The sequence below is a fragment of the Rhodococcus sp. H-CA8f genome, from assembly GCF_002501585.1.
In the GTDB taxonomy this organism is placed as follows: domain Bacteria; phylum Actinomycetota; class Actinomycetes; order Mycobacteriales; family Mycobacteriaceae; genus Rhodococcus_F; species Rhodococcus_F erythropolis.
Window position 1 is genome coordinate 147,381 of sequence record NZ_CP023721.1, and the last position, 26,621, is coordinate 174,001.

Below are 26,621 nucleotides of genomic sequence, written 5' to 3' on the forward strand. Positions count from 1 at the left end.
TGCCGGGCTCACTCGCCTAGATGGAACTCGCTATGCAGAAGCGTCAGCCATCTGCGAATCAAGTCTCACTGTCCCGTCCTCCGAGAACTCTGGGAAACGTAAACCCTGGTCCGATGCAGCTTTCGCTGCGCGCTTGTACCGGCGACGTGAGAACGATGCGGACCCGCCAATCTCTGCGGCGACCTGCTCGAATGACCACTCCGGATTGGTGAGCTTCAATCGAGCGACTTCCTTCTCGCCGTCGTGGATGTCGGCGGCGTCCAGGAATGTCAACTCTGACTCGAATTCCGGAGTCTTACTGGGGGAGTGGCTCTCGGCCTTGACGACCGTGTTCGTAAGTTCGTTGGCCGGGCTCTCCGTCACGGGCTCTGCGATCTCGTCGTCGGCTGGCGGGGCGGACTGTTCGCCGGAAGCTGCTATAGCCGACGTTTCGACCGCTGTGGCTTCTACAGGCTCGTCGGCAGGGGCCGTGGTGTCCTCGTCGGCGACGGGGGTTGAAGACAGCTCGGAGACGCTCTCAGTGGCTGTGCCCGTCGGTCCCGTGACGGAGATGTCCTCGGGCTTTTCGACGGGCGCAACGGCCTTCTCGTGGACGATGACCGGCTGAGTGACAGGCGCGGTGACATGAGCAAATGGTTCCGCCGATGCCATCACCGTCGGCTTGGTGTGTTCTGCGTCCTTCCATGACGGTGGGACGTAGGAGTAGTCATCTGTCTGGGCTGCAACCGGCTCCGGCGCGTCGACGCCGTCGTCGACGGCGTCGCTGTACTCAGCGCCGAAATCGTCCCCGTCCCACAACACAGGCGCATCCTCGACATACGTGCGCTCCCCGGGAGTCTCGACGGACTCCTGCGCGACCGGCACCTCCACAGATTCCGCTTCCATCGCGATACGGCGCATCAGATCGTTGTACTCGCGGTATGCGGCACCGATCGCCTTGATGAGCAGGCCGATCCCGTGAGTGAAGGCGAGAACCAGCAACGGGGGTACTACCGCAATCAGCGCTGCCGCAATGGGATTGAGCGGTCGAAGTCCAACGTCTTCACCGGCAGCGGCCCTGGCCATGACATCCGCCGCAGCGGTGAACGCGTGGTACGCGTTACCGGCGACGCTGATGAAAACCACCAGCACGAGCAGGCATTGGAAGAATCGTTTCCCGACGTCGCTGCCGTCGATCTTGCTGAGGACGATCACACCGACCGTGGCGCCGAGGATTGCGCCGTCCACAATCAACGGGAAGATGTAGGCCTTCGAATCCGGCATCTGGGCTTGCAAGGCAAGATCCTGCAGAACAGCGAACGACAACACGAACGCACCGACCGTGATTCCGACGGCGATCAAGATGGCGAAGAAAACCGAGCCTATGAGGTTGTACAGACGCATCCGCGCAGCGCGGACGTTAAGGTCGTTCATGATCGGGTAGTCCTTTCGTTGGTCCCGGTCGTCGAGGCCCTGTCGGGATGCCGCCTGGCAGGGTCTCTTTTTTGGCTGTAATGCCGTTAAAAGTGTTGTGTGCCAGGTCTAGCGGGTTCGTGCGTCGGCGGGCTTCGGGAACGGTTTGCCGCCGTTGTACTGCTTTTCGAGCTTCAAGCACAGGTCTTCGATGGCGACCCGGATGAACATCTGCTGTGTCGTGATTCCTGTACGTGCCCTCGTGTGTTCGATCGTCCACTTCATTCGAGTTTTCAAGTCGTCGTCGACGGACAGCAACACCTTGCGTTGCTGTGGTTCGTCGCCGGGGTGCTTGGCGGACTCAGATCTTGCTGCCATCAGGTCTTCCTTTCCGGAGAAGCTCTGAGGCCACCGTAAACTATTATCTACTATTAGTCGATATAATAGTTAGGTCGCGATTTCGCAGGGCTCGATCGCATGCAGGCTGTAGCATGGAGGGTGTTCGTCGAGCGGTCGCCTAAGTCCGTTGACAAGCCCCAAAAGTCGAGAAAGATCCTCTCGGTGGCACGAAAATAACACTCAGAGTGATATTATTTCGCCATGAAGATGAAAGATGCCGCCAACATGGTCGCGGAGATCGCGGCCGAACAATGGGGCATCATCACCACCGCACAGGCCCGCGCCCACGACGTCACCCCCGTGCAAATGAAACGCCTCACCGACCGCGGCGCCCTCGAACGAGTCCACCACGGCATCTACACCATGACCCGAATGCCCTACGACCCGATCCAAGACATCCGAATCGCCTGGATCGCCCTCGACCCCAAAACCCCCGCATGGGACAGGCTCACCCAAGACTTCCCCACCGGCGTCGTCTCCCACCGCACCGCAGCCAAACTCCACCAACTCGGAGACATCGACGCCGACTGGACAGAATTCACCTGCCAACGACGTATCCGCATCGACCTGCCCGACATCAAAATCCACACCGGCACAGTCGAAGTGAAAGACTGGACCACCGTCGAAGGGCTCCCCGTCACCACGGCCAGCCGAACCGTCGAAGACCTCGCCGCCGCCAAGATCGACGGGGGACACCTCGCGAGCATCGCCCAAGACGCCATCGCCCAAGAGCTAGCCACCCCCGACGACCTCGAAAAAGCCCTCGCTCCCCACGCCTTCGCCTACGGCCACGCCCTCAACGACGGAAGCAGATTCCTCGCCTCCCTCATCGAACAAGCCGGAGTGTCCACAAACACCCTCCGGCTCGCCGACATGGCCACCCGCTATCTCAGAGAGTGCGAGCCCTCTGCCGCCGACAACGCATCGAACACACCGCGTCACATCAAACTCGACCCAGGAGCCCTCGCCTTCGCTGCCGCAGAGTCCACCGGACAATTCGAGCAATACTTGAAAATAGTGAGCGACAATGTTCTTCGAGACGCGATAAGCGGACTCGCAGCTGCTCAACTCGACACCGTCAGAGACGCCGTCCGCGCTTCCCTTTCTGAATCAGTGAAGAATTCATCGCTGCCGCGAATACAGCAACCCGCGCTCGAGGCAGCCCGCGCGGCGCTCTCACAGGCTATGGCGCCACTCCGGCAAGCCGCCGCAGAAAACTTGAAAGCCAGCACACGGAGCCTCGAGGAGAAGGGAGCGCCACCGATCGCCGAAAGTCACGGGGGACACGAAAACCGGAACCTCCCGAATTCTGGCACCGGTCAAGGCGACAATTCCTAGATGTCGAGCCCACTTGCGTCACGCGCTTTCCGTGAAAAGGTCAACCAACGCCTGAACAACAGGGCTGAAGCCACAGGTCAGTTGAAGAACAGGCTTCAGCGCCAGTTCGTGATGACACGGTTCCTGGCGAGAGTGTTCGGCGCCGATCCTGACGGTTGGGTGCTCAAAGGCGGAACCGGAATGATGATTCGCCTCCCCGAGGCGAGGTACAGCCAGGACGTGGACCTCATTTTCACTGCCCCAACGTCAATCGACGAAGTAGTCGACGGTCTGCAAGTGCTCCTGCGAGCCAACCCCATCGACCTATTCGTGTACACAATTTCCCGCAGGGAGCACAAGCCGGACGGGAAGATGACCGTCCGCGTAGGGGTGGCACTAGGCACGACGGAAATCGACTCGTTCAAGATCGACCTCCGATCCCACAGAGGAGTGATCGGAGCGATCGAGACCCATGCCATCCCTCAGATCATCGATCTCGGGGACGACGTCCCTACCGGAGCGGTTCGTGTCTATCCACTCGCCGATCAGATCGCAGACAAGCTCTGCGCGATGTACGAATTCCATCTCCGGCACGGCCAGCCGCCTCCCGGCGAAAACTCGAACAGGTACCGAGATCTGGTCGACCTACTCCTGATTGGACAGAGCTTGCCCATCGACCTGGAAACCACGGTCGCCGCTCTCGAAAACCAGCGCATCGTCCGGGATCAAATGACCCTGCCGATGGAACTGCACACACCCGGGCCGGATTGGTACGAAAACTGGTCAGAGTACGCTGCAGACAGTCCACTCGACGACACCCTCTACAACCTCGACGCCGCCCTGGCCCTCGCTGCCGGATGCTACAACCGGATCCTTGTCGAGCGACCAACGGCAGCTAGTCCGGCGACGTGGGATCCGGTGGCGCAACAGTGGATCGACGCCGACCAAGATTGACCGACTCTCTGCTCATCGCCCGAATTGGCGTCGAAGCGGAAGCTCGCAGTGCCCGTTCGTCGGACGTGACCATGGCCAATGGCGGGGTTGTGCGCAAAACCCGTTCCCCGACCACCATGTGACAACCCGATCTGCTGCGCCAAATAGCGCCCCTCCCACAAAGGAGGAATGCCCCGACCCTTTGGGGGTCGGGGCATTCCTGTTCAGCGAGAAACTATTTGGTGTCGAAGTCCGACTGCGTGCACGACGCTGACGCACCGGCGCCATTCGCGGTGTTCTCCGTTAGCACCTTGCCGTCAACGATGATCTTGCACGTGATCGCACCGGTACCGTCGTAGCTGTTGCTGGCCGTCACGGTGGCAACCTTGATGAGGCCGGTGACCGTCACATCCTTCGTCCACGGCAACGTCGCTGCGGTGTCCTGAGACAGGTTCGAATCGTTCGCGGTGTACGTGATGATCGCGCCCTCGGAATCGCCGGTCACCTCGTACGTGACAACAACTTCCTTCTTCGACTCCTCATCGACACTGTTGATCGCGCCACCAACGAGAGCGGTGCAGCCCGCGAACAGAGCAATGAACACGACGACGATGGCCAGCAGGATCCACGGCCACTTTTTCTTCTTCTGCGGCGGCAGTGGCGGCTGCGCGTACTGCGGCGCGTAACCCTGCGGCTGCTGCCCATACGGCTGCTGAGGCTGCTGGCCGTACGGTTGTTGCGGCTGTTCGCCGTAGGGCTGTTGCGGCTGCTGGGGATCCTGCGGCGGCTGGGTCATGATGGTCCTTTGGTGTCTTCTTTGCCGACACGTTGCTCGCGCGGCATTGCATATAGATACCAGACAGACCGGTCTCGACGTAGCTGGACAGGCGCGCTATCTCTGCAATTGGGCGGCTACACGCCCGCGACGATGCCTGAGTTTCCGTCGTGCGCTGCCGGTGCCTAGGTGTCCTGACCTTGACGTTCCCCATAAACGGGAAGTATCTTCGGGTTATGCGTAGTAACGGTCCTGCACTGCTGCCAGTGTTCCGCTCGCAGCACCAAGCGGAACTACTCACCCAACTCCTACTTCACCCCGACGACGAATACACCGTCAGCGACCTCGCAAAACGCCTAAAAGTGCCACTGTCCACCCTGCACAGCGAAATCGTCCGCCTCGACAAAGCAGGCCTCGTCGCCAGTCGCACCGAAGGACGAAACCGCCTCGTCCACGCCGACACCCGACATCCGGCATCTGCGGCACTCACCCAACTCCTCCAAACAACATTCGGCCCACGAACCGTCATCGACGAAGAATTCCAGATCCCAGAGGCCGAACTCGTGATGATCTTCGGATCCTGGGCCGCACGATACGAAGGCGAGGACGGCCCACCACCCCGCGACATCGACGTCCTCGTCGTCGGCCGTGTCGACCGCGCAGATGTATATGCAGCGGCCGACCGCGCCCAGGAAAGGCTGGGCATCGAGGTCAACCCGGTGGTCCGCACCCCAGACGAGTGGAACGACCTCTCAGACCCGCTCGTAGCGCAGATTCGGGGATCGTCCCACCTTGTCATCCATGGCGATCCGGAGAGTCGCGGATGAGCCGCTGGAAGACCGGCGAGGCCGACATCGAGCGGTTCCTCCAGAACGGTGAACTTCAACAACTCGTCGGCGAAGCCGCCAATGGAAAACCCATGCTCGCCAAAGCCGCCCAAAAACTCGTTACAGCACGTACCGCTCTGGGCAGCGGTGACTTTGACTCTGCACTCACGCTCGCCTACGACGCCTCGAGGATCGCAACCAGTGGACTCCTCATGCAACAAGGACTCCGACCAACCACCGACGGTGGCCATGTCGTCGTAGTCCAAGCGATGCGCGCACAGTTCGGCAACGGATTCAGGCAGCTCGATCCCATGCGTCGCCGCCGTCACGAACTCGAATACTTCAAGAGGGCAGGCGATTCCGCTACCGAAGTCGAAGCTACTGACGCTGTGCTTGCTACGGAGAGCATCATCGAAGCAGCTGAAAAACTGATCGACTCGCTCGGGCTTTTCGGCTAACCAGAAACCGGACAGAGCCTCGACCCTGGGTGGGGTCGAGGCTCTGTCACTGACGTGCTTGCAAACCTATCGAAGCTGCCAGAGCTTCAAGTAGTCGGCGATGGGTTCGACGTAAGCGATGTTGTTGTTTCCGTGTGGTCCGCCGGAAAGAGTGCCAACGGCGAGGATTTCGCCGTTCGCGCCGTAGGCCCAGACAGGAGAACCTGAGTCGCCGTCTTCGTTCGCAGCGTGGAACGCGATCATGGTGGCCGGTGCTGAGATGTCGGCGAGCGGTCCGCATGAAAGTCCGGTTGTCGAGCCGAGCTTGCAAAGAACGGGACCGTTTCGTTTGACCTCGTCCTTGGTGAGCGCGCTGACGGTGGGATGGACACCTTCGATGGCGGCATCCACGGTGACGCCGGGCAGGAACGAGACAACGGCCGTGTCAGGGCCGTTGAACGTATCGGGGAACTCGACTGCGGCAATTCGGCCGATAGTGCGACCGTCAAGCGTCATCACTTCGTCGTGGAGGTCTCCGCAGTGCCCTGCGATGAGGCCGCGGTCCTCGTTGTCGGTGCCTGTGAGGACGAAGCCGAGTGTGCATGTGTTGTTCTGGCCATCAGCGTGGCGAATCGCGATCTTGTCGCCTGTACTGACAGTCGCCGGTGCTGCGTTGGCGGTGGCGGGCAGTACCGCTGCCGCGGCGACCACAGCGGTAGCGGCGAGAAGTGATTCGGCCAGTTTCATGCACATGGCAGAAGGGTATCGAGAATCGGTCTTGGGTAGTCCGTCCAACTCAATCCGAGGCCGATAGCGGTGATTGTGTTGCAGTGCATGCAAAGAGCACCGAAAAGCGAGCGCGGGGCTGTTTGCTTCGCCTAGCGCAACATCCACTCGACCATGTACCCGGATACAGGCTCGACGTACAGAACCCCGGCTTCCTTGCCTGGACCGCCGGGGAGTGAACCATCGGCGACGAGTGTCCCGATCATGAGGACCTCACCGTTGGCTCCGTAGGCCCAAACCGGAGCACCCGAGTCGCCCTGCTCTCCAACAGCCGAGAACGCAATCATGGACTTTGGGGTTCGTACCTTGCTGTCGATAGGGCCACAGGTAAGGCCCGTGGTGACGCCCAACTTGCACAGCACGGGACTAACGCGCTCTACGTCACCGAGGGTGAGCTTGCCTGAAACCGGCGCAATGCCAGGGAGTATCGAGTTGACGGCTACGCCGGGTGCGAACGAGACAAGCGCAGTGTCAGGACTGTCGAAAGTGCCAGTGAAGTTGGCGGCATCTGCGATTCGACCGATGACGGTGCCGTTGGAGGATTGGAGTTCCTCGTGGACGTCTCCGCAGTGTCCGGCGATCAGCGCACGCGGCTCGTTGTCACTGCCGACGAAGGCGAAGCCGAGGGTGCACTTCGTGAACCCTTCGCTCGATGCGTGGCTGTCCAGGTGTCCACCTACGCCACCGTCTGCATGACGAACCCAAACCTCTTCGCCAACAGTCACAGTGGTTTCTGCTGGTGCCGCGTCGGCCGCGGTAGGTAGCGCTACTGCCGCGGCGACTACAGCGGTGGCAGAGATGAACGATCGGGCCAGCTTTTTGAACATGACACGAAGAATATAGAGAAGCCGTGCAGAGGATATTTCCCAACTCACTGCGCCTTCGCTCTCGTCAACGGCCCCTCTAAGGCGTACGACCAGGGGACTCCCCAGCGATACTGGGGGTCCGCCCTATTGCGGCGTGCGTCTGTCCGTCTTCGAAGCCGGGTTCGCTGTCTGGGGTCTGGCTTCAGACGGGCTCGGTGCGATGTGGCGCCGCCGTTAGAATCTCGAATGCATAGTGAGGGCAGGTATTTCCGCTACGCAACACGTAGCTGTTGTCGTCGCTTCGGGAAGGAATTATCGACGTAGATCCCCAACTCATCTACCAGTTCGGGGCGTTCAGCTAGCCACCAACTGAGCAGAGCCTCGACCCGGAGTGGGACGAGGCTCTACTTTTCGATGTGTTTACGATGTCTATCGCAGCTGCCAGAGCTTCAGATAGGGGGCAATCGGCTCGACGTACGCGATGTCGGATTTGCCGATCGGACTGCCGGAGACGGTGCCGACTGCCAAGATCTCGCCGTTCGTGCCGTAGGTCCACACAGGACCACCGGAGTCCCCATCCAGATTCTTGCCGTGAAAGGCGATCATTGACCCGGGTGTCGCGACCGTCGCAAGTGGTCCGCACGAAAGCCCCGTTGTCGCACCGAGTTTGCAGAGGACCGGGCTGTTGCGGTTCACGTCGTCCTTGGTGAGCGCGCTGACGGTGGGATGGACACCTTCGATTGCGGCATCCACGGTGACGCCGGGCAGGAACGAGACAACGGCCGTGTCAGGGCCGTTGAATGTATCGGGGAACTCGACTGCGGCAATTCGGCCGATAGTGCGTCCGTCAGATGTCGTGACGTCGTCGTGGAGGTCTCCGCAGTGACCGGCGATGAGGCCGCGGTCCTGGTTGTCTGTGCCTGTGAGGACGAAACCGAGCGTGCATGCCGTGGCGGTGCCGTCGGATGCGTGACGAATCACTACCTCGCTACCCGTGCCGACCGTCGCCGGTGTTGCGTTGGCGGTGGCTGGCAGCGCTGCTGCCGCAGCGACCACAGCGGTAGCGGCGAGTAGCGATCCGGCCATCTTTTTGAACATGACACGAAGAATAGCGGGATTGCTACCTTTCGGCAACTATCCCGCTAGTTCTACAACCATTCAATTGGTGTCTAGAACGTCGTTTCTACGTACAAATCTGGCCTGTTAAAGAATCGTTTATGTACATCGAATGCCCAGGTAGAATCGCTTTTGCTTCAAGTTAAGGCGCGAGCACTTGACGGTTTAAAGCCGGGATTCAACTCGCGGAAATGATGGGTTAACTTTCGCGTTCAACAGGGCCATTCTCGTCTATTTAGAGCGACGTCTTGAGCGCTGTCCAGGCGTCACCGAACTGGGGGAGTGGTGTTCCGGTGGGGAGCGTCAGTGTGCTGGCGTACGTCGGTTCCTCATGGGCGGCAGTGTCTTCGACTGGTGGTGAGGTGGGGGTGGCGGTGTTTTCCGGTTCGACCCATACCGGTGCCTGAGCGGGTACTGCAGGTTCGGGTGCTGCAGCAGCGGGTGTGGGGGTTGTCTGGGCTTCGGGCTGTGGTGCCGCGGCCTGAACGGTGGCCTGGTCGTCGGCGGGCGAGCCGCCCTCCTGGTATCCGAGGGTGGGAGTGTCAGACACCTTCAGCTCTGTCTTCGACGGATTGTTCAGAGGCTGTTGGGTGATGGTCGCCTTTTCGGAGATGATGATGAACTGACTTTTGGTCGCTTCTTCGACGTGTGCGATTGCGGAGCCGCCGAGCCACAGGGCGGGGGTGCCGTGAACTCCGACGGCGGACCGGCCTCGTGCTCGGAGGCTGGCGTGGTCCCCGTAGATCTCGACGATCGTCGCGTCGTACGCGTTTGCTCGGGCGGAGTCGAAAATGGTTCCTTGGCTGAAGTTGTGGAACGAGCCGACGGAGATGTCGCGAAGCTCGCCAGAGGATCTGTCGTTCAGGGTGAGGTGGCTGCGTTCGAAGCCGACCGCTGAGGACTTGTTGTTGCAGATGGCGGAGGCTTGTTGGTATGCGCGAACTTCCGCGTCGTCGAATGCGAGCACTCGGACTTCGTCGTGGGCGTAGACCTTCGCGGTGCCACTGGCATAGACGGTGCCTTTGCCGTAGGCGTGGAGTATTCCGCCGTCGATGGTGATGGTTCCGAAGTCGTACACAGTGATGAGGTCGTCGTTGGTGACTGACAGCTGCGGGATGTATCCGCGGATCTGTGAGACTCGACCGCCGTGGACTTTGCGGTAGTTCGCGAGTGTCGGCGATTCGTCGAACTCGCGCTGAAAGCCAATTCCGTCAACGATATTCACTGTGTGTCTCCTTCGGTGCTTCGCGAGAATGGGGGTGATTGCAGGAAAGATGAGGACCAGTCGAAGCCGGTCAGTGCCGTCTCGAAGAGGTGGAGTTGGCTGTGAACCGTGGCGAGGTCTTCGAGCGCGCGGTCCTCGTCGACAACCGCTCGACTCTTCCTCAACAGTTCGTCGTCGGCGGTCGTGGGGGCCGGTTTTCGGTGTTTCCAGTCTAGCTCGTGCACTGCCAAACCCATCTCGTCGACGACGGCACGAGCGACACGTAGTGCACTGTCATGGGTGAGGGATGTCGGGTCGATCGTTGTCACCGTCGCGAAGGCGAGGGGATACAAGGATTCCAGATCGTCCAGGGCACTGAGTGTTCGAGCGTGCTCGATCAGTGCGATCACCCGCGAGAAATGCCCGATGTGGATTTCACACAGGGCAGTCCGTGCCATCGCAGCCTTGTACTCGGCACCGGCAGCAGTGTCGGTGTCGTTGATCTGGCTGGCAGTGCGGTGGTTCGCGCTCACTGGGCCTGAACTGCCGTGATCTTCCACTGTCCCTCAGGCGTTTTCGGAACGGTCATGGTTTGGCTCCACGTGGTAACGGTCGCGCCGTCGGCTTCGACGAAGCGGACGGCGACTGCGAACTTGTCGGCTTCGCCTGTGGGGGTGATGTTTACACACCACGGGGTGTCCACCGGCATCGACAGGATGCTGTTGGCGAGCTGCTCCTCGGTGGCCACTGACGGGGAGGGGATAGACAACTCGGCCATCTGGCGGGCATCACGGGCATTGAAAAAGGCGTGCTCGTAGGCGAATATCGCACCTTCGGCGGATTCTGTGTCGCCCGTGCCGGAGCTTTCGCTCTGTTCTGCCGATCGAATCTCTTTGCACCCGAGGATCGAACTGCTGCTCGAGGTGTCGATCGTGCCTGGCGTTTGGGGGCTGAGTGCGCCTACGGGGCTACCACCATCGGCGCCAGGCTTATCGGAATCGCCGCTGAAGATCGACACGACACCGAAGGCCAGGCCCACCACTAACGCCACTGCGGCTATACCCGCTCCGCCGATCCGCAGTTTCTTCTGCACCTCAGGGTCGGACCACCTCGATGGCATTGCGACAGAATCGTTTTCGTCGATCCATGTGTTGACCGGTTGCTTCACCGATTTCCTCCATAAAAAAGGGTGCGGGCACCCGCCGTGAGAACGGGTCTCTGGCGGATGCCCGCACCTAGTTGATCAGTGTCGTCAGGCGGGAAGAACCGGCAGATCGATCACGATCACATTAGGGATCGTGGGCAGTGGAACGACCGGCAGATCGATCTGCGGGAGTTCGATCCGCGGAAGCTCGATCTGCGGCAGCGGGATCACCGGCAGGACAGGCGGAGCGGGCGGGTAGACGGGAACCACCACGGTGTCCTGAGGGGCAGTCCACTCCACATGCGGAGGCGTCCAGGGTGCGTCGGCTGCGACGACGACGGGCACCGACGGCACGTTGTTGACCACGATGGTCGTGATGGGTGCCGGTCCGGTCGGAGCTGCGGGCTCGGTGGTGCCGCCGCCAGCGTTGCCGCCGGTGTTGGCGCCAGCGTTACCACCCGTGGTGCCGCCGCCGTTGCCACCGGTGTTGCCGCCGCCTGCATTACCGCCGGTGCCGCCACCCGTATTACCGCTGGTGTTGCCACCGGTGTTTCCACCTGTATTACCGCCGGTGTTCCCTCCCGTGTTGCCGCCCTCTCCGGACGGGTTCGTCGGAACGGTTTCCCCGCCGGGGACCTGCGGATTGGTGGTCTCGCCGCCGTTGCCGGGGACCTGCGGGTTCGTGGTCTCTCCACCATTGCCGGGGACCTGCGGGTTCGTGGTCTCGCCGGGCGCCTGCGGGTTCGTCGTCCCGGGCGCCTGCGGATTGGCGGTCTCCCCGCCCTCACCGGACGGGTTCGTCGGAACGGATTCCCCGCCGGGTGCCTGCGGGTTCGTCGTGCCAGGTGCCTGCGGGCTTGTGGTCTCCCCGCCCCCCGGTGTCTGTGGATTGGTGGTCCCAGGCGCCTGCGGATTCTCCGGCGAAGCGAAGGCCGGAGACGCGCCAGCTCCGATGATCGCGACAGCAGCCGCTGCGGCGACGATCGTGCGCGAATAGTTGGTTCTCATGAATCGTTTCCCCTCAGGTTCCCAAACAAGCGTGTATCAGTTCGCAGTGAGTATATGCAGAAATGGTCACATAAATTCCACCCCAATCGAAGCCCTCCCGGTGCCGAATATGGGTGAGAAACTTCCGAACAGAATCGATAGAATGCGCAGTTGATAAATAACGCCGACAAGAGAGAGGTAACTGTGGCGGTAAAGCGAATCTTTTACACATGTCTTGGCGCATTGGTGGTCGGACTGATTTTGTCGATCACCTCGCTGACCTTTGTAAACAACGCGGTTGAGCTGGGTTTTCTCACCGGGGTCGGCGGACGAAAACTGTTCGAAATCCCGTTCTCCGGAGGGGTAGGGATTGGAACCGTGAACCTCCTCCCCGTGGGCGGTTTGCTCGTCACAATTGGGTCAGCGGTGAACCTCCTCGCTGGGATACCCTGGGCCAACGGTACTGACGAAACGGAGTTGAAGTTATGAGCAGTCCTGAGCAATCTATCCAGCTCGATGATGACGTTGCAGGCGCGGCAGCAGGCGAACTATTGGGGGTCGCCACTCGCGTCGTAGAGATGAAGAAAAGATTCGTCGAAGCCGCAGAAGCCTTCGAGGCAGATGCGCGCCTTGACGGAGACGTCATGCCCGCCAGTAAGGCGACCGTGGATTTCTTCAAGAAAGCGGCCACTGAGGCAGGCAGCAATCTTGTAGACAGTTCGGACAAGCTCGAACAGATCGGCAACGCAATCAACGGTCGAATTGCCGAAGGCCAGTTCGAACAAGCGCAGACGGTCTCCGAGGTCGGTGCAGTCGATAGCGGAGGTACGCCTCGGTGACGGAAATCAGCTTCGACGCCGGTGCAGTGGGCGACACAGTCGCACACGCGAAAACGGCGTTGAATGACGCGCTCGGCGGCGAACGCGGCGACGTCAATGCCGATGATCCCCGGGTCGCTGAAGCTCTCGACAAGCTGAGCGGCGCGACGCAGGAAGAGAAAGACAAAGCAGAGGGAACACTCGACAAAGGTGCCGGTGCCGCTCGAACGATGGAAGTGAGCGACGTCGAAGGTTCCGGTGCGGCCGGTGCCGTCCCCGTCGGCGGTGCTGCTGGAACGTCCGGCGCTGGCGTTGCTGGCGGTGCAGGTGCCAGGGTCCAGCCGAGTGTCCAGGTCACCCCGGCTGCGCTCGCGCAGATGTCGGGGTTGCAGCCGATGAGTCAGCCGATGCCGAGTCAGATGATGAACCCGGTGTCGAGTCCCGTCTCGAACCTGATGAACGCCGCGAACATGGTGGCGCCGTTGGCGCAGGCGGCAACTCAGGCCAAGGCTCCTACCTCGATGTCAGGCAAGGTCGCATTGAGTCCTGAACAGCAGGTCAAGCTCGCCGAAGCGCTGGCCGACAGAGGCGGCGACGTCTCTTCGTCCGAGGAGATCTCGCTCAACGCTGGCGGTGGCAGCGTCGCAGAGATAGCGAAATCGGTGGTCGCTGCCGACCTGCCTTACGCATGGGGCGGCGGAACGCTGGAAGGCCCGAGCCAGGGCATCTCCGACGGTGGCGGTGCCGCCGACGCGAATGGCGACTACAACAAGGTCGGCTTCGACTGCTCGGGTCTCTCCCGGTACGTGCACTACCAAGACACCGGGGTGGAAGTCCCTCGCACATCGCAGGCCCAGTACGCGGCAGGTACGGAAGTCTCCCTCGCCGAGGCGAAACCCGGCGACTTCGTGTTCCCCAATTCCAGCTTCAGCGGCGGCGGCGGTCCCGGCCACGTTCAGGTGTACCTCGGCGACGGAAAAGTCCTCGAAGCACCTCAGTCCGGCGACAAGGTGAAGATCTCAGAAATGACGCCTTCCGTCATCAAAAGGATGTGAGAGAAATGCACGAGTCTCTACAAACGATGGTCGACACTGCCGCCAGCGTGAGAAGGTCCGAAACGCGGATCCACGAGGCCTATCTAGAAGCAATGGGCGTAGCCGGAGACAACCCGGAGCATCCATCTGTTCTGGCTGTCGTTCAGCAAAACCGATTGACGAAGTTCGAGATCCACGAATCTGTGCTCGATTACTACCGCAATATGCCGCGGACGGCAGAGCGCGACCCGAACGTCGAACTCGCGATCTACATCAACGTCATCATCCGTGGCGCGTTCGAAGACTGGCATCAAGACCTCCAACAGCGGCTGCGGCAGTCATGAGCGGGCCTTTCGGCCAGTTCGCCGAAGAGATCGACAACGAAGCATCCGTCGTTGCAGCCGTGAACACCGAAGGCGTCACCGGCGCGTTCGGTGAAGCGTTGAACGAACAGAAGCAAGCGCTGAGCAGCAAATTGGACGAGTTCAGTGCCGTGCTCGGTCAACTCGAAGCCGTGGCGGAAGAACACAAGGCGACCGAATCGACCTTCGTCTCCACCGCCCCGACCCTCGCCGAGGTCGAGGCGGCTCTGCAAGAGCTTCAAGCCCTGCAGGCGGCGAGACGAAGTGTGTCCAGCCCGGTCACGATGCTGCCCACCGTCCTCGACGTGTCGAACCTGGCGGCTGTTGAGGCCGCAAACCAGCGCTACACCGAGCTCTCCCAACGTCGCCGGGACGCTGTCCGGGTTTTCCTCGAAGCGCAGGGGCGCCTTGGCGAGCAGATCAACAGCGCCATCATTCCAAGCGGGGGAGTCCAGCGCACAGGACGAGATGTGACTGGAGCGGGTGCGGGTGCGGGGGCGGGTTCAGGAGCTTCTGTCGGTGGTTCAGGTGCCGGTGCAAGCTCAGGACGTGGTTCAGGCGCGAGTAGTCCGCCGTCAGCTGGTGGTGCGTCGAGCCGGGGATCGGATTCCTCATCTGAGAGTGCAGGAGGCGGCTCCGGTCGCGGGTCGGTCGAGGACGTACTGGCCTCGGGCACTCCAGTCGCGGCTGCTGGCGCTGGCGTGGCCCCGATGATGTATCCGCAGGCAGGGATGATGAACCAGCCGGGAATTACCGGCCGGTTCGGTCCGCAGGTCGTGCCGGGCTACACCCTTCCCGGGACAGTGACCAGCGCAGGTCAGGCGAGCACGATGTCCGACCGGGAGTTCAACAGCTTGCTCGACCGAATCCGGCCTGACCGGGCGGGAAGCAGTTCGAGTGCTCCGTCGTCGTCCTTGGGTTCCGGTGGTGGAGCTGGCGCATCCGGTGGTGGGTTGTCCGGCGGTTCCAGTGCTATTGCCGCGCCGCGATTGGTGCAGCCGACGTCCTGGTCGAATGCGTCGTCGCCGACCGGGGTGTCCGAGTCGCAGGCTGCGCGTGCTGCCGCGGCAGCGTCGCAGGCGTCTCCGTCGACTGCAGCACCGGCGGCCCGTGCGGGTGGAATGCCGATGGCTCCGATGGGGCCTATGGGCGGTAATCCCGGTGGGCCGCCCAGAGATCCGAAAGATCAGCCGCAGATCAAGAATGCCGATCCTGACGTCTACGGCGACGACGTCAAAACCCTCGACCCGATCATCGACAACCAGAAAGGGCGGTTCCAATGACCACGTCCATCGCTGATGCGCTCAACCCGTCTTCGACGTCGGGCCATGGAGGTCTGCTCGATGCGATCAGTCCGGATGCCGGGCTGCCGCAGTCCGCTCTTGCGAACCCGGTCAGCCAGATTCAGGCGTCACCGTCCGTCGTTCCGGAAGCGGCTCCCCCCTTCGGTGATGCGTCGGACTGGGGTCGGTGGGGTGCAGTGGCACTCGGAACCACGGCGCTGGCGCCGAAGGTGTCCACGAATGTCACTGGGCCGCTGAAGGCCAGTGTCAAGGACAAGATCCGGCTCAACAATGCGCCGGAAGCTGTCCGCACACGCGTTGCGGCGGTACAGGCCGCGAACGGCACCTCGAAGGTGTCGATGCTGGGCAAGGTCAAGGACGGCACGGCCGGAGCGCGCAGTGTGTTCAGCAAGTTCGGCTCGAACGTCGCTACCAAGGCGACAACGGGTTTGGCGTCGAAACTGCCCGGTGGGCGCACGGTGGTGAACTTGGCGCAGGGGGCGCTGCGGACTGTCGGTCCTCGTGTCGGGCCGAAGGCTGCCGCGATGGCGGCGCGGATCGGTCTGCGGTTTGCCGCGTTCGCGATTCCCGGCCCGGGCTGGGCTGTCGGCTTGGCGGTCTTGGCCGCGTCGTGGTTGTTCGACAGCAGTATGCGCCGGTTCGTGAACAACATGATCGGAAAGTTGTTCGGGACCAACAACTCTCCGGCACTGGATGCGCCTCCCGAGCCTCCGCGTACCCAGTTCCTGCCGTTGACGCACGACGGTGACCGGGACTCGGTCATCGACACCAAGGACGCCGAGATGGTGGCGTTCAACGATGCAGCGTTCAAGTTCGACCCGGCGAACGTGTGGCATCCGACCGCACCGGCGATCGCGAACACCCCGACGTTCGAGGCGAGCACTGCGATCCTCGAGGAACTCACCGCGACCTCGACTGGGCTGCGGGAAGAGCTTGACGGCATCCTGCGCAAGTACCGCGACGAGCAGGTCGTCGCGAAGGCTTCGGTCGCGATGAAACAGACTCTCGATTCGCTCGAGGAATTCGGGTCGGTCATTTTGCCGATGATGTCGAATCTAGTTGCCACGACCGCGAACGACACCAACAAGCTCTACATGGATCTGCGTGATGCGAACAGCTCTGCCCGTGAGGAGATTTCGAACTCCGGTGCCGGTCTATTCCCGTGGACCGCGGATGTGGAAGCGAGCAACATGGGGCAGCTCGCGGGCAAGGTCGAAGCATTCGCGACGCAGCAGGACTCGTATCTGCAGGAAGCGGGGAAGACGTTCGCCGGGTGGACTCCTCCGGTCAGTGCATCAACGACACCCCTGGTGCCCAGCCTGCCAGGCGGATCAAGCCTTGATAGGACGGGGAGAGGGGTTCAGGTTCCGCAGGCTGGCGCGGGTGGACAGTCGTCGGCCCCCAGCAAGATCAGCCCCTCGACCCCGAGCGCCCCGATCACGCCGTCCGAATCCAAGTCCGGCGCGGACAGCGGAAAGTCGAAGCAGGACGTCCTGGACGCGCTGAAGGGTCTTGGTGTTCAGCCCGGCGCGGCGGCAAATCCGACGACGCCGACGAACCCGTTGAGCCAGTTGGGGAACTCGAACCCTTTGGGTCAGATGGGGAATTCGAACCCGTTCGCTCAGTTGGGGAACACGAACCCGTTTGCTTCGCAGATGCAGAATCCGCTCGCGAATGCGGCGAATGGTTTGGGGTCGGCGTTGCAGCAGCCCGCAGAGTCGAAGCTCGACAAGTCGAAGCTGGAATCGAAGCTGCGTGATCTGATGGGCGGCGCCAAGGAAGCGAAGGCTGACAGCACTGTCGCTGACAAGTTGGCGAACGCCGAGAAGGACAAGAAGGGCAAGGACGGTGCAGCCGAGGCGGAGAAGAAGGACGGTGAAGTCGCCGAACCGGTAGCTCCCGCAACGAATGACGCACCCCCGGCGGCACCGGCTGCGGCAGGCGGCGCGGCGACTCCGGCGGAGGAAGCGTTGCATTCGATGGATCCCGCCCCGGACGACACGAAGAGTGACGTTCCGGAGAAGAAGACCGCCGAAATCGGTGGGAAGATCGTGGAATTCGAGGATTCGCGTAGCGCGAAGATGGCGGAGATCTTGAACCCGAGTGACGGGACGTCGGCGCCGACGATCCAGGAAGCTGCGACGCAGGCGGGTTACACGTTGCCTCCGGTGGGGGATCCGATCGGCAGTATCGTTCCGACCGCGGATCTGCGTCCTGGTGACTTGATCATGGGTGAGGGCAACCACAATGGGCTGTATCTCGGTGACGAGAGGGTTCTCAGTGGCGGTGAGGTGCGCCCGATCGGCGACATCGCGCATTTCAGTGACGACGGTCAGGGCATTTTCCGTCTCGAGGATGCGGCAGCTCCGGCTCCGAATGCTCAGGCGGTAGATGGTCCGGCTCCGGCGCCGGGTGCTCCGGCTCCCGCGGTTGACGCTGCGGCTCCTGCTCCGGCCCCTGCTGACGCTCCAGCGCCCGCTGGGGCTCCGGCTGCGGAACCGCAGCCGAGCGAGAGCATGCCGTTGCCGCATGCGTCGATCCAGACCTCCGACACCACCCAAGGATCCACGCCAGCCGAGCCGTCCGTTCCGGTCGGCGACTAACGGAAGTAGTGACCCATGGCTGAAATTGTCGTCGACGAAGCTGAAGCGACCGCGGCGCTGGACCGCGGTCGCGGGCAGGTCGAGGAAGTCGCGAATGACGCGAAGTCGGACGAACCGCAGAGCGATGACCCGAAAGTCGCCGATCTGCTGCGGGCGTTGTCTGATCGGACGGCGGAAGACAGTGACCGCGCTGCTGACACTGCTACCGACGGTGCTTCTGCTGCACAGGGTTTGACGAATGCGGACGAGGAGTCCGCTGCTGCGGTCGGTGCTGCGCCGACCGGGGCGTCTCCGGCGTCGTCGCGGTCGTCGACGGCGACACTCTCACCTACGCAGATGAGTGCGCAGCCCTCGCAGCAGTCGCAGTTGATGGCTGCACAGCAGCAACAGCAGGCGATGGCAGCTCAGCAGCAGCAGATGATGGCCGCAGCGGCGCAGCAACAGCAGCAGCAGGCGATGAAGGCGCAGCAGTCGATGATGCAGCAGTCGATGATGCAGCAGACGATGAATGCGGCGTCGGCGGGTGTGACGGCTGGGCTTCCTGCGGGAACGATTCTGGTCGATCCGAATGATCTCGCAGCGTTGATCGATTCCGGTGACAGCGGCGCGTCAGGTGGCGCGGAATCGGGCGCCGAGGCGGGTAAGAAATGGAACGGTTCGACCAGTCCTGAACCGATCGATGTGGGTCAAGTTGAGTACAACAAAACCCACGGTGTCCAGACGACCGAAGAGATGTCGAAGTATGTCGATTCGGCGCTCGACAAAACGGGAGTCGAAGATCCGGCGGCGCGTGCGAAATGGAAAGACATTCTGCTGTACATGGCGGAATCGGAGTCCAGTAACAATGCAGACGCGGTCAACAACTGGGATTCGAATGCTATCGGTGCGACGCAGGTAGACGGCTCGCCAGCGCAGTCATCGCGTGGTCCCTGGCAGACGATTCCGACGACGTTCGCCGCGCATCACGCGGCGGGGACGAGTAACAACATTTACGACCCTGAAGCATCCGCTGGCGCAGCGATCAATTACATGATGGATCGATATAGCATCAGTCCAGACGGCACCGGGTTGGACGAGTTTTATGCAGCGAGAAGGCACGGAAGTTATGTCGGATACTGATGCGGCGAAATGGGGAGGAAAGCGCGATGAGTGACAGCAGCGGTGGAATACGAGGAATGTGGTTCGGTGACGGACCGATGCTGGTGATCTCGCAGCTTGGAGATGTCACGAGCGAGCAGTTCGAGACGTCCGTGATGGAGACGGTGAACAACCTGATGGACGAAGCCGACGGGGTCGGTGTCGATGATCCGCATCGGCTCGACTTCGGGCCTGCGTCCTCCGCTGCGCCGCCGGTCGCTCCACCTGTTGCGCCGCAGGTCGCCCCTGCCTCGCCGATGAACTGGCGCTAAAGACGATGAACAGCAATGCACGACGCCGCGGCGACGCGGCACCGACCGAGAGGGTCTGACCGTGGCCATCCAACCCAATGCGAATCCGGAATCCGCTCTGATCCTCGGTAGTGCGTGGATCAGCAAGGACGAGGACAAGTTCCGTGCCGACGCCGAAAATCAGCGCAAACTGGCAGAGTCCGCAGCGTCGGGCGCTGATGCCGTGTCCACTGCTGGTGCAGGTACCGCGGATTCTCTGCGCGGCAACGCCGGAAATGCCCTGCAGGACAAGCTCGGTGAAGAATCGAATGCTCTGAACACCTCTGGTGATCGTCACGCCGAGGCTGCGTCGCACCTCGACGCCGCGGCGATCAACATCGAAGAAGCGAAGGCCGCGATGAACGCGACCGACGACCAGTTCCACACCCAGCTCGCGGCGACGACAGCGCAGGCCGCTGTCGAGGGGTGGACGCCGTTGGAGTTGGAGGCGGCGAAGTCGAGTTTGGTGGCGCAGGCGCAGAGCGCGATCGCGAACATCCAGGCGGGGTTCAGCGGCGCCTACGAAGGTGTGGTGACGGCGTTGGGTGCCACCAGTGGCGCTGGCGGTGGTCCGGCGATCGCTGAGGGGACCGTTGAGGTTCCGGGTGCTGACACGACGAACGCGCAAGCGATGGGTCAGGCCGCGGGTACCGCTGCAGTGGACTTCACGTCAGGGGTGCTGTCCGGCATTACCGGCCAGGGCGCCGGTGCCGGTGCCGGGGGAATGGCGGGAACACCGCAGCAGCAGGCGATGGCGCAGCAGCAGGCCATGGCGATGCAGCAGGCGATGGCCGCGCAGCAAGCGATGGCAGCCGGTCTCGGGGGTTACGGCATGACCGGGATGGGCGGCATGGCCGGGATGGGTGGTTTCGGGATGAACGGCATGCCCGGCATGGTGGGCGCTCAGCCGTCTCCGCTCAATCAGATCGGTCAGATGGTCGGCAGCGCGGCAGCAGGGTTCCTGAACCCGCAGGGTCAGGCTGGTGCTGCTGCTGGTGGACAGAGCGCGCTCGGCAACATCGCCGGGCAGGGCGGTCTGGCGAATCAGGTCGGTGCGGCCGGACAGTCGGCGGTCAACGGTCTTCTGCAGCAGAGCGGCCTCGCTGGTGCTGCCGACGCTGCGGACGGATTGAAGACAGAACTCAGTAGCGCGAATTCGCAGGAGGACGTGGAGGCGGCTCTCACCGAAGCAGTGGAAGCGGTCCTCGCCGATCCTGAAGGAACCGGCGCCGATGCCGACGCGGACGCGGATGCCGGTGGCGAGTCCGGCGACGCGGCTGCCGACGCCCCCGCGGACGGAGACGCCAAAGCCGACGGCGAGGACGCTCCAGCCGACGGCGACAAGGGTGCAGAGGACGCTGCTGCCGAACCGGCACCGGAAGCTCCGGAAGACGGCTCGATTCCCGCTCACCCGACCTCCGAAGCAGCTACTCCGGTGGACCCGATCACCCGTCTGCAGACCGATGTGAACTCTGCGATCTCCGGCGCAGCCGACGCAGCTCAGAATGGCGTCAACGGTGTCGCCGACGCAGCACGGGGTGCGATGAACACCTCGGTCGGCTTCGTCTCGACCGGCCCGGACGGCGCTGTCAGCGCCGACACGTTGGGCTTGCAGGGGCCGCAGCACATCGACGCGATCCGCACGGAAACATCCGCAGCGGAGGTCGGTACCCGTGAGTCCGCAGCTCCGGCCGCGTCAGCCCCCACCGGCGGTGCCCCCGCTGCCGCTGCGGCTGCCGCTCCGGCTGCTGCAGCGCCAATGGCGCCGTACGGTTCGGGTGGTCCCGTCATGGCGGCACCGCCCGCAGCTGGCGCCGCCAACGCCCCGGCAGTGAACGCTCCCGGTGGCGGTTCCGGTCCCGCTCCGGCCGCGCAGCGTCAGCCACTCGGCGAAGGCCGTCACCGCCTCGACGACGCTGTGCCGCCGAGCAGCGGGCACACCCCGACTGCACCGACCGGCGCCGAGCAGATCGCCGCTGCAGCATCAGGTGTGGCGTTCCTGACGTTGCTGCGCAAGCAGATCGCCGGGGCTCACACTCGGTTGGCGTTGCTGCGCCTGCAGCAGCTGTCAAGCAACTCGGTGACCGCGTCCGCGATGGGTGTGTTCGAGTCCGAGACGGCAACCACCTACGTGCTGGCGACAGCGCACGGTGTGTCGTACCTGGCTCGGGAAAGTGCGTTGCCCACCGACACTGTCCTGTTGTCGGAGGTCGTCGACGACACCTTCTACCGGCAGTGGTGCGGATACGTGAACCCGGCAGCGAAGCTGGCCGCGTTCGATGCGACCGCCCACGATCTCGGCAAGCTCGCCTACGTGCTGACCACAGACAAGGGTGTCGCGTTGCCGGGTATCGAGGTGGTGACCCAGCCGCCGTCGGAGATCGAGAGCATCGCAGAGTCGAAGCTGCTGGCGCCGACCGCCCGTAGTCGCCGTGACGTCGTCCGGATCGAGGACATCGACCTCGCGAGCGAGATCCGGCAGATGGCGATGCGGACGATGGTGATGAGCGGCGATCAGTACCTGTCCGCGTTGGGGCGCGCGTCAGGTGCGTTGTGGAACAACGACTCCGACCGCGCCGGGTACCTCGAGCAGTGGCTCGGTGTACTCACCGCTGACGCGTTGCGCGCCGTCGAGGACGACAGCAGTGAGCATGCGTGGTTCGCGGTGGCGGAGTTCCGCCGGGCAACGCAGATGTCGGCGCCTCGGCGCTGATCGAGCGAACATATTCGCTGCCGAAACGCGGCCTCACCTGATCGTCGGTGGGGCCGCGTTCGTGTGCGCGGAGGCATGCGACGGCATGTGACCACGGCGCCGGAAAATCGGCTACGGTAGTGAAAGGTTCGGCGAGTGAAGTTGCCCGCCAACTACATTCGAACTCATTGAGGGGTAGAGACATGAGCGGAGCAGGCGCGATCAGTGTCGCGGATCCGGCCGGAACGAACTTCGTCGGGCTCGAAGGTCCGACGCCGTCGGCGGCGAAGCGCACTCCGAAGGAGACGCTCCTGTTCGTGCGAGCAGAAGCCGCGCGGTGGCGTGAACGAAACACCCGCCGCCCCGTCCCGTGCGTCAGCACTCTGCCGGGCCATACCTACCTCGTGAATATGCCCGACGGCAGCGAAGAGGCGGTCGAGCGTGTCCTGGGCCGGTTCGCGGGCCGTCCCCACCAGCGGCCAGACAGGCCCTAGAACGTCCCCTTCGGGGGTACGAAAAAGCGGATGCGAGCCACTTCGACTGGCTCGCATCCGCTCTTTTTCCGAGAAGGTCAGGAATGTGCTGCGTGGTACTGCTGGATCAGTTCCGCGGACAACCGGCCCCGGTCACTGACTTCGAGACCTTCCTTCTTCGCCCAGTCACGGATCTTGTTGTGCTCGGTCCGTTTGTCGGCTTTCGGCGCTTTCATCCTGCGAGCCTTGTTGATGTACGGCCGCAATGCTTCGTAAAGCTCGTCGGTGTGTTCCGCGTTCAAATCTATCTCGTAGAACGACTTTCCGACCGAAAACTGGATCGTTGTCGCATTTGGTGAACGATCGAAATCGTCGACGACAGCCGTGGTGGTGACAGTAGCCACGATGCTCCTCTCTAGGGGTGGACCTCCCGCAGTTTATGCAGGAAAAGGTTCAGGGAAGAAAAAGAAATCAACCCATTCCTCTAGACGCGAAACTATACACGACCACCTGGGAAAAACCGGTGATAACGTGGGTAGATTCGCCGCAGACGGGGCCTGATAAGGGGAGAGAATGCGCAACAAATTACCTCCATGGATCGGCCGTTCAAGCATCCGAATAGCAACCAAACCGACCTCTCGTTACGCGTTTCCTGAATGACAAAGGCAATGATCACCATCGACCAAGAAACACTCCGCAGACCGGTGCAGCTGGTGAGCTTCGGAGCGCTGACGATTCCATACCCGGCAGGGTCCGCACTGTCGGTGGTGGTACACGACGGCCACGCGGACACCATCGCCATCCGCACCTCCACCGGACAGATCGCACTCAACCTGTACGCCGCCACATCCAGCGGCCACGTCCCCGGCTACCTGGGAAGCTGCCTACGCTACTTGAGCAGCGAAAACATCGACACAAGCGCTCTGGAGTCCTTCGCTGGCGACGAACTCGGCGGAACAGCGGCCGACGGCATGCACTACCGGTTCCTGAGTACCAGCGGGGAGGGCTGGCTGCTGCGAGGATCGGTGCGCTCACCACGTGCCTGCGCGCCCGCCGACATCGCCCTCACACGGTCTGTGCTGCACGGCGCTATCGTCGTCGCCCCGCGCCATCATATGGCCGGAACAACACTCGAACTCGACACCGAACCGCGGTGGATTTCCCCCTCCGAATAGCCGAATGTCAGATGGTGGAGAAAACGGTCAAACAATCAGCTACCGTCTGAGGTGCCGCGCGAGAAATTGCGCGACACGCATCTGCCGAACGCACTATCCCCCGGTAGCGCGGTAGATGAAGTGAAACTCTCCAATCCAGTACGGAGAGCTACACGGTCCGGCCTGGCGGTCACCCATTCCAGCTATATGCATCGCCAGGCCGGGCACCGTAAAGCATCAATCAATTACGTGTGGGTGGCGAGAAACGGCGCTACGGGGGGCGACACGAAATGCAGTGAACACCGAACGACGTGACACACAAGGTCGTCTCGCGACGAGGCGGCGAAATCGGACAAAAAGGGGCGGCGAACATGTCAGAGAACACGGTCATCACCAACGCGGACGGCAAACGCTTCACTGTGCGCACCGTGAACCGCAACGACGGATACGGCGAAGATGACGACATCGTCCATGAGGGCGACGACCCGATCATCGAGTTCTACGACCTCGATCAGGATCCGTCGAAGTTCGGTGAGCGTGGACAATTCGTCTCCCGCTACTACGCGTCCACCCTCGCCCATCGCGGTGCCGGTGCGCTTCCGCTCGACGGCGGCAATCCCGCCTGGACTGTCGACGCGGCGGCAATGGCCCCGGTCCTCGAGCTCGCGCACAGTGTGCACCGCTCCTGCACGGACGGCAGCTGCCTGTAGGGCTGCCCGTGAGGTCAGGGGGTAGGCGGCACCATCGGGCGGGCCGCTGATGCGGTGGGCCGTCGACACGGCGCCGATCGCCGAGTGGCTGTCCACGTTGGGTGCGGCCGACCACGCGCTCGTCGCCGCCGCGATCGACCGCCTCGAAGAGCACGGCCCGTCGTTGGGGCGACCCACGTGCGACCACGTCAAAGGTTCCTGCATCAAGAACCTCAAAGAGCTGCGTCCGGCGTCGTCGACGATGCGAATCCTGTTCGCGTTCGCCGCTGATCGCACCGCGATCCTTCTCGTCGGCGGCGACAAACACGGTTCCTGGACGGGGTGGTACCCACACGCCATCGTCGACGCCGAACAAATCTTCGCCACCTACTCCTGACAGCGATCCGTGCACATGGAATATGTCAGCTTGACAGAAGTATTGACCAACTGCGGCCCGCCTCACCAGCGGGCCGCAGTTGTCTCCCGGCCACGGCCGGAAGGCGTGACACAAACACCCCGAAACGGCTTATAGTCGATGGGAGAGAGCAGCATTCGAGTTTCCCGGATCGAGCACGGGAAGTCAGGGGAGAACACCGATGACCGCAATGATCGAACGTGTGGACCTGATCACCTCCATCCTCGGTCCCGCCGAACGCCAATTCTACGACCAGAGCTGGCGACACGAAAGCCTCTGCAGTCAAGCCGATTCGGAAACGTTCTTCCCGGACGTTCGAGCGAAAACACAAGCGAAGAAAGCCAAACGAATCTGCGGCCAGTGCCCCGTCGCAACCGAATGCCTCGAATTCGCGCTCACCACTCACGAACGGTTCGGCGTGTGGGGCGGTAAGACCCCGGTCGAACGCCGCGACATCGCCCGCGCACGCAACGCCGCAACCCAGTCCCGTGCCGATACCAACGTGCGGCCCGCGCTGAGTATGGTCGCGCCCGTAGCATGACCGCACCCAGTAGCTCGGGCAGTGAAACAGCTGCCCCCCAACAGCTCTGGGGCCGAGCCGGTCAACGCCTCACAGAAAACGAACAGCGTCGCCGCCGACAAGCCCGCGCCTACCGTCGACGCCAAGAACAGAAAAGCCGTGAGAAAGCGACGGAAGTCGCCCGCCGAGGCTGGGAACTCGGACTCGTCGCACCCTGGCGGATCACCGCAGCCCTCGACGCCGGTGGACACGAAGGTCCAGACGTCGACATCGCCTGCGGCACCGAAGAACCCGCAGTCGACGAATGGGAAGCCGGAACCCGGTACCCGACCTTCGAGCAACTCACCCTCCTCGCCGAACTCACCGGCTACGGCATCTCCTGGTTCGTCGAGACCGACGAGCCGATCGACATCCGCAGCACCACCATGTGGGCACACATGAACAAACGTGCCCGTGAACAGTGGAAAGACCCGATACTCGTGTGCAGTGACGACGCGATCGGCGCATGCCCGGGAACCGCGGACTACCTCGAAACGCATCTGTTCTGACCGCTCCACAGATCGCTATCGTATTCGGCGTAAGCCGTGAATCATGTTGCGCACGAGCCTGACCGGAGGATCACGAAAACCGATAGTGTGATCAGAAGTCAGGCGGAGCGATCGCTTCCGCCGCCACCTTCCCAGGAGAACCATTCATGGACCAACGCGACATTGCCGGATACACGTACAAGGCCGAGAACCTCATGCCCGAGAAACTGATCGAGGTACTGATCGCCGAAGGAACAGCAAGCCCGGGCGCCCGCGGAATGATCTCCGAAGAACTCGTCGACCAGCTCGCTGCCGAACGGGGGATCGATCGCCTCGACCTCTACAGCTACGACAGCGGTGATTTCCCCAAGCACATCCTCACCGAAGAGATCGGCCCCGACGACAAGAACTGGTACAAGCCCTGACCGTTTCGGAACGGAAACAGCCACTGGCGCCGCGAGATCCGGCGCCACTCCCCAC

At 62.5% G+C, this 26,621-nt stretch carries 31 protein-coding genes; 20 read left to right on the plus strand and 11 right to left on the minus strand.

Annotated features, from left to right (window positions below; translation table 11 throughout):
* Positions 1–30: 30 nt before the first annotated feature.
* Together CPI83_RS29615 and CPI83_RS29620 are read right to left on the minus strand one after the other, a co-directional pair.
* Entirely contained in the window at positions 31–1,413 is a 1,383-nt protein-coding gene (locus CPI83_RS29615) for a DUF2637 domain-containing protein (RefSeq protein WP_097388422.1), read from the minus strand.
* 108 nt (positions 1,414–1,521) lie between these two features.
* Positions 1,522–1,770 (minus strand): hypothetical protein, encoded by a 249-nt coding sequence (locus tag CPI83_RS29620; RefSeq protein ID WP_097388423.1) that lies wholly within the window; start codon positions 1,768–1,770, stop codon positions 1,522–1,524.
* Positions 1,771–1,992: 222 nt separating this feature from the next.
* Here CPI83_RS29620 and CPI83_RS29625 point away from each other — a divergent pair, with 222 nt between their 5' ends.
* Together CPI83_RS29625 and CPI83_RS29630 are read left to right on the plus strand one after the other, a co-directional pair.
* Positions 1,993–3,129 carry a type IV toxin-antitoxin system AbiEi family antitoxin domain-containing protein gene (locus tag CPI83_RS29625; protein WP_097388424.1) on the plus strand — a complete coding sequence of 379 codons (1,137 nt, stop codon included), beginning with the start codon at positions 1,993–1,995 and terminating at the stop codon, positions 3,127–3,129.
* The gene (locus CPI83_RS29630) at positions 3,130–4,062 is read left to right on the plus strand and encodes a nucleotidyl transferase AbiEii/AbiGii toxin family protein (RefSeq protein WP_097388425.1); all 933 of its coding nucleotides are present in this window, start codon (positions 3,130–3,132) and stop codon (positions 4,060–4,062) included. It abuts the gene before it with no gap.
* 214 nt (positions 4,063–4,276) lie between these two features.
* Here the strand turns inward: CPI83_RS29630 and CPI83_RS29635 are convergent, their stop codons facing one another.
* Positions 4,277–4,837, minus strand: coding sequence for an MmpS family transport accessory protein (locus CPI83_RS29635; RefSeq protein ID WP_097388426.1), 561 nt, complete (start codon positions 4,835–4,837; stop codon positions 4,277–4,279).
* 215 nt (positions 4,838–5,052) lie between these two features.
* On the opposite strand from CPI83_RS29635, the gene CPI83_RS29640 reads away from it, so the two are divergent.
* A complete protein-coding gene (locus CPI83_RS29640) occupies positions 5,053–5,643 on the plus strand; it encodes an ArsR family transcriptional regulator (RefSeq protein WP_097388427.1) in 591 nt (196 codons plus the stop codon).
* Positions 5,640–6,101, plus strand: coding sequence for a HEPN domain-containing protein (locus tag CPI83_RS29645; protein ID WP_097388428.1), 462 nt, complete (start codon positions 5,640–5,642; stop codon positions 6,099–6,101). The genes CPI83_RS29640 and CPI83_RS29645 overlap by 4 nt, the downstream gene beginning before the upstream one ends.
* A gap of 66 nt (positions 6,102–6,167) precedes the next feature.
* On the opposite strand, the gene CPI83_RS29650 is transcribed toward CPI83_RS29645, so the two are convergent.
* The 7 genes from CPI83_RS29650 to CPI83_RS29680 all read right to left on the minus strand — a co-directional run bounded on the left by CPI83_RS29650 (position 6,168) and on the right by CPI83_RS29680 (position 12,144).
* Entirely contained in the window at positions 6,168–6,833 is a 666-nt protein-coding gene (locus CPI83_RS29650) for a hypothetical protein (RefSeq protein WP_157920673.1), read from the minus strand.
* 125 nt (positions 6,834–6,958) lie between these two features.
* A complete protein-coding gene (locus CPI83_RS29655; RefSeq protein WP_097388430.1) occupies positions 6,959–7,693 on the minus strand; it encodes a hypothetical protein in 735 nt (244 codons plus the stop codon).
* Positions 7,694–8,101: 408 nt separating this feature from the next.
* Entirely contained in the window at positions 8,102–8,770 is a 669-nt protein-coding gene (locus CPI83_RS29660) for a hypothetical protein (RefSeq protein WP_097388431.1), read from the minus strand.
* 253 nt (positions 8,771–9,023) lie between these two features.
* Complete coding sequence (locus CPI83_RS29665) at positions 9,024–10,013, minus strand: hypothetical protein (RefSeq protein WP_097388432.1); 990 nt, start codon at positions 10,011–10,013, stop codon at positions 9,024–9,026.
* Positions 10,010–10,525 (minus strand): hypothetical protein, encoded by a 516-nt coding sequence (locus tag CPI83_RS29670; protein ID WP_157920674.1) that lies wholly within the window; start codon positions 10,523–10,525, stop codon positions 10,010–10,012. The genes CPI83_RS29665 and CPI83_RS29670 overlap by 4 nt, the downstream gene beginning before the upstream one ends.
* Positions 10,522–11,112, minus strand: a complete 591-nt coding sequence (locus CPI83_RS29675; RefSeq protein WP_157920675.1) for a hypothetical protein — start codon at positions 11,110–11,112, stop codon at positions 10,522–10,524. The genes CPI83_RS29670 and CPI83_RS29675 overlap by 4 nt, the downstream gene beginning before the upstream one ends.
* Positions 11,113–11,244: 132 nt before the next feature.
* The gene (locus CPI83_RS29680) at positions 11,245–12,144 is read right to left on the minus strand and encodes a hypothetical protein (protein ID WP_097388435.1); all 900 of its coding nucleotides are present in this window, start codon (positions 12,142–12,144) and stop codon (positions 11,245–11,247) included.
* 150 nt (positions 12,145–12,294) lie between these two features.
* On the opposite strand from CPI83_RS29680, the gene CPI83_RS29685 reads away from it, so the two are divergent.
* From CPI83_RS29685 to CPI83_RS29740, 10 genes are all read left to right on the plus strand, one after another.
* Complete coding sequence (locus tag CPI83_RS29685; RefSeq protein ID WP_097388436.1) at positions 12,295–12,612, plus strand: hypothetical protein; 318 nt, start codon at positions 12,295–12,297, stop codon at positions 12,610–12,612.
* Positions 12,609–12,962 (plus strand): hypothetical protein, encoded by a 354-nt coding sequence (locus tag CPI83_RS29690; RefSeq protein WP_097388437.1) that lies wholly within the window; start codon positions 12,609–12,611, stop codon positions 12,960–12,962. Before CPI83_RS29685 ends, CPI83_RS29690 begins: the two co-directional genes overlap by 4 nt.
* On the plus strand, positions 12,959–13,996 hold the full coding sequence (locus CPI83_RS29695; RefSeq protein ID WP_232816949.1) for a C40 family peptidase: 1,038 nt from the start codon (positions 12,959–12,961) through the stop codon (positions 13,994–13,996). Before CPI83_RS29690 ends, CPI83_RS29695 begins: the two co-directional genes overlap by 4 nt.
* A 5-nt stretch (positions 13,997–14,001) precedes the next feature.
* Positions 14,002–14,319, plus strand: coding sequence for a hypothetical protein (locus tag CPI83_RS29700; protein WP_157920676.1), 318 nt, complete (start codon positions 14,002–14,004; stop codon positions 14,317–14,319).
* Positions 14,316–15,620, plus strand: a complete 1,305-nt coding sequence (locus tag CPI83_RS30850; RefSeq protein WP_157920677.1) for a hypothetical protein — start codon at positions 14,316–14,318, stop codon at positions 15,618–15,620. Before CPI83_RS29700 ends, CPI83_RS30850 begins: the two co-directional genes overlap by 4 nt.
* Positions 15,617–18,244, plus strand: coding sequence for a hypothetical protein (locus CPI83_RS29720; RefSeq protein WP_097388441.1), 2,628 nt, complete (start codon positions 15,617–15,619; stop codon positions 18,242–18,244). Before CPI83_RS30850 ends, CPI83_RS29720 begins: the two co-directional genes overlap by 4 nt.
* Positions 18,245–18,259: 15 nt before the next feature.
* Positions 18,260–19,363: a hypothetical protein gene (locus CPI83_RS29725; RefSeq protein WP_097388442.1), complete on the plus strand. Its 1,104-nt coding sequence runs from the start codon at positions 18,260–18,262 to the stop codon at positions 19,361–19,363.
* Between the two features lie 26 nt (positions 19,364–19,389).
* Positions 19,390–19,653 (plus strand): hypothetical protein, encoded by a 264-nt coding sequence (locus CPI83_RS29730; RefSeq protein ID WP_097388443.1) that lies wholly within the window; start codon positions 19,390–19,392, stop codon positions 19,651–19,653.
* 61 nt (positions 19,654–19,714) lie between these two features.
* Positions 19,715–22,384 (plus strand): hypothetical protein, encoded by a 2,670-nt coding sequence (locus tag CPI83_RS30855; protein WP_097388444.1) that lies wholly within the window; start codon positions 19,715–19,717, stop codon positions 22,382–22,384.
* A 182-nt stretch (positions 22,385–22,566) separates the two neighbouring features.
* Complete coding sequence (locus CPI83_RS29740; protein WP_097388445.1) at positions 22,567–22,857, plus strand: hypothetical protein; 291 nt, start codon at positions 22,567–22,569, stop codon at positions 22,855–22,857.
* 77 nt (positions 22,858–22,934) lie between these two features.
* On the opposite strand, the gene CPI83_RS29745 is transcribed toward CPI83_RS29740, so the two are convergent.
* Entirely contained in the window at positions 22,935–23,240 is a 306-nt protein-coding gene (locus CPI83_RS29745) for an Lsr2 family protein (protein WP_157920678.1), read from the minus strand.
* A gap of 264 nt (positions 23,241–23,504) precedes the next feature.
* On the opposite strand from CPI83_RS29745, the gene CPI83_RS29750 reads away from it, so the two are divergent.
* From CPI83_RS29750 to CPI83_RS29775, 6 genes are all read left to right on the plus strand, one after another.
* A complete protein-coding gene (locus CPI83_RS29750) occupies positions 23,505–24,011 on the plus strand; it encodes a DUF3710 domain-containing protein (protein WP_157920679.1) in 507 nt (168 codons plus the stop codon).
* A gap of 350 nt (positions 24,012–24,361) precedes the next feature.
* Positions 24,362–24,700: a hypothetical protein gene (locus CPI83_RS29755; RefSeq protein ID WP_157920680.1), complete on the plus strand. Its 339-nt coding sequence runs from the start codon at positions 24,362–24,364 to the stop codon at positions 24,698–24,700.
* A 49-nt stretch (positions 24,701–24,749) separates the two neighbouring features.
* Complete coding sequence (locus CPI83_RS29760) at positions 24,750–25,076, plus strand: type II toxin-antitoxin system RelE/ParE family toxin (RefSeq protein ID WP_097388449.1); 327 nt, start codon at positions 24,750–24,752, stop codon at positions 25,074–25,076.
* A 199-nt stretch (positions 25,077–25,275) separates the two neighbouring features.
* Positions 25,276–25,635 (plus strand): WhiB family transcriptional regulator, encoded by a 360-nt coding sequence (locus tag CPI83_RS29765; RefSeq protein WP_232816950.1) that lies wholly within the window; start codon positions 25,276–25,278, stop codon positions 25,633–25,635.
* Positions 25,632–26,162: a hypothetical protein gene (locus CPI83_RS29770; RefSeq protein ID WP_097388450.1), complete on the plus strand. Its 531-nt coding sequence runs from the start codon at positions 25,632–25,634 to the stop codon at positions 26,160–26,162. The genes CPI83_RS29765 and CPI83_RS29770 overlap by 4 nt, the downstream gene beginning before the upstream one ends.
* Before the next feature lie 146 nt (positions 26,163–26,308).
* Positions 26,309–26,566: a hypothetical protein gene (locus tag CPI83_RS29775; protein ID WP_097388451.1), complete on the plus strand. Its 258-nt coding sequence runs from the start codon at positions 26,309–26,311 to the stop codon at positions 26,564–26,566.
* Positions 26,567–26,621: the final 55 nt, after the last annotated feature.

What these genes read in the sequence shown, in the direction of transcription:
- CPI83_RS29615 (WP_097388422.1), bottom strand. Translation starts at nt 1,413, where the DNA reads ATGAACGACCTTAACGTCCGCGCTGCGCGGATGCGTCTGTACAACCTC.
- CPI83_RS29620 (WP_097388423.1), bottom strand. Translation starts at nt 1,770, where the DNA reads ATGGCAGCAAGATCTGAGTCCGCCAAGCACCCCGGCGACGAACCACAG.
- CPI83_RS29625 (WP_097388424.1), top strand. Translation starts at nt 1,993, where the DNA reads ATGAAGATGAAAGATGCCGCCAACATGGTCGCGGAGATCGCGGCCGAA.
- CPI83_RS29630 (WP_097388425.1), top strand. Translation starts at nt 3,130, where the DNA reads ATGTCGAGCCCACTTGCGTCACGCGCTTTCCGTGAAAAGGTCAACCAA.
- CPI83_RS29635 (WP_097388426.1), bottom strand. Translation starts at nt 4,837, where the DNA reads ATGACCCAGCCGCCGCAGGATCCCCAGCAGCCGCAACAGCCCTACGGC.
- CPI83_RS29640 (WP_097388427.1), top strand. Translation starts at nt 5,053, where the DNA reads ATGCGTAGTAACGGTCCTGCACTGCTGCCAGTGTTCCGCTCGCAGCAC.
- CPI83_RS29645 (WP_097388428.1), top strand. Translation starts at nt 5,640, where the DNA reads ATGAGCCGCTGGAAGACCGGCGAGGCCGACATCGAGCGGTTCCTCCAG.
- CPI83_RS29650 (WP_157920673.1), bottom strand. Translation starts at nt 6,833, where the DNA reads ATGTGCATGAAACTGGCCGAATCACTTCTCGCCGCTACCGCTGTGGTC.
- CPI83_RS29655 (WP_097388430.1), bottom strand. Translation starts at nt 7,693, where the DNA reads ATGTTCAAAAAGCTGGCCCGATCGTTCATCTCTGCCACCGCTGTAGTC.
- CPI83_RS29660 (WP_097388431.1), bottom strand. Translation starts at nt 8,770, where the DNA reads ATGTTCAAAAAGATGGCCGGATCGCTACTCGCCGCTACCGCTGTGGTC.
- CPI83_RS29675 (WP_157920675.1), bottom strand. Translation starts at nt 11,112, where the DNA reads ATGCCATCGAGGTGGTCCGACCCTGAGGTGCAGAAGAAACTGCGGATC.
- CPI83_RS29680 (WP_097388435.1), bottom strand. Translation starts at nt 12,144, where the DNA reads ATGAGAACCAACTATTCGCGCACGATCGTCGCCGCAGCGGCTGCTGTC.
- CPI83_RS29690 (WP_097388437.1), top strand. Translation starts at nt 12,609, where the DNA reads ATGAGCAGTCCTGAGCAATCTATCCAGCTCGATGATGACGTTGCAGGC.
- CPI83_RS29700 (WP_157920676.1), top strand. Translation starts at nt 14,002, where the DNA reads ATGCACGAGTCTCTACAAACGATGGTCGACACTGCCGCCAGCGTGAGA.
- CPI83_RS30850 (WP_157920677.1), top strand. Translation starts at nt 14,316, where the DNA reads ATGAGCGGGCCTTTCGGCCAGTTCGCCGAAGAGATCGACAACGAAGCA.
- CPI83_RS29720 (WP_097388441.1), top strand. Translation starts at nt 15,617, where the DNA reads ATGACCACGTCCATCGCTGATGCGCTCAACCCGTCTTCGACGTCGGGC.
- CPI83_RS29725 (WP_097388442.1), top strand. Translation starts at nt 18,260, where the DNA reads ATGGCTGAAATTGTCGTCGACGAAGCTGAAGCGACCGCGGCGCTGGAC.
- CPI83_RS29730 (WP_097388443.1), top strand. Translation starts at nt 19,390, where the DNA reads ATGAGTGACAGCAGCGGTGGAATACGAGGAATGTGGTTCGGTGACGGA.
- CPI83_RS29740 (WP_097388445.1), top strand. Translation starts at nt 22,567, where the DNA reads ATGAGCGGAGCAGGCGCGATCAGTGTCGCGGATCCGGCCGGAACGAAC.
- CPI83_RS29750 (WP_157920679.1), top strand. Translation starts at nt 23,505, where the DNA reads ATGATCACCATCGACCAAGAAACACTCCGCAGACCGGTGCAGCTGGTG.
- CPI83_RS29755 (WP_157920680.1), top strand. Translation starts at nt 24,362, where the DNA reads ATGTCAGAGAACACGGTCATCACCAACGCGGACGGCAAACGCTTCACT.
- CPI83_RS29760 (WP_097388449.1), top strand. Translation starts at nt 24,750, where the DNA reads ATGCGGTGGGCCGTCGACACGGCGCCGATCGCCGAGTGGCTGTCCACG.
- CPI83_RS29765 (WP_232816950.1), top strand. Translation starts at nt 25,276, where the DNA reads ATGACCGCAATGATCGAACGTGTGGACCTGATCACCTCCATCCTCGGT.
- CPI83_RS29770 (WP_097388450.1), top strand. Translation starts at nt 25,632, where the DNA reads ATGACCGCACCCAGTAGCTCGGGCAGTGAAACAGCTGCCCCCCAACAG.
- CPI83_RS29775 (WP_097388451.1), top strand. Translation starts at nt 26,309, where the DNA reads ATGGACCAACGCGACATTGCCGGATACACGTACAAGGCCGAGAACCTC.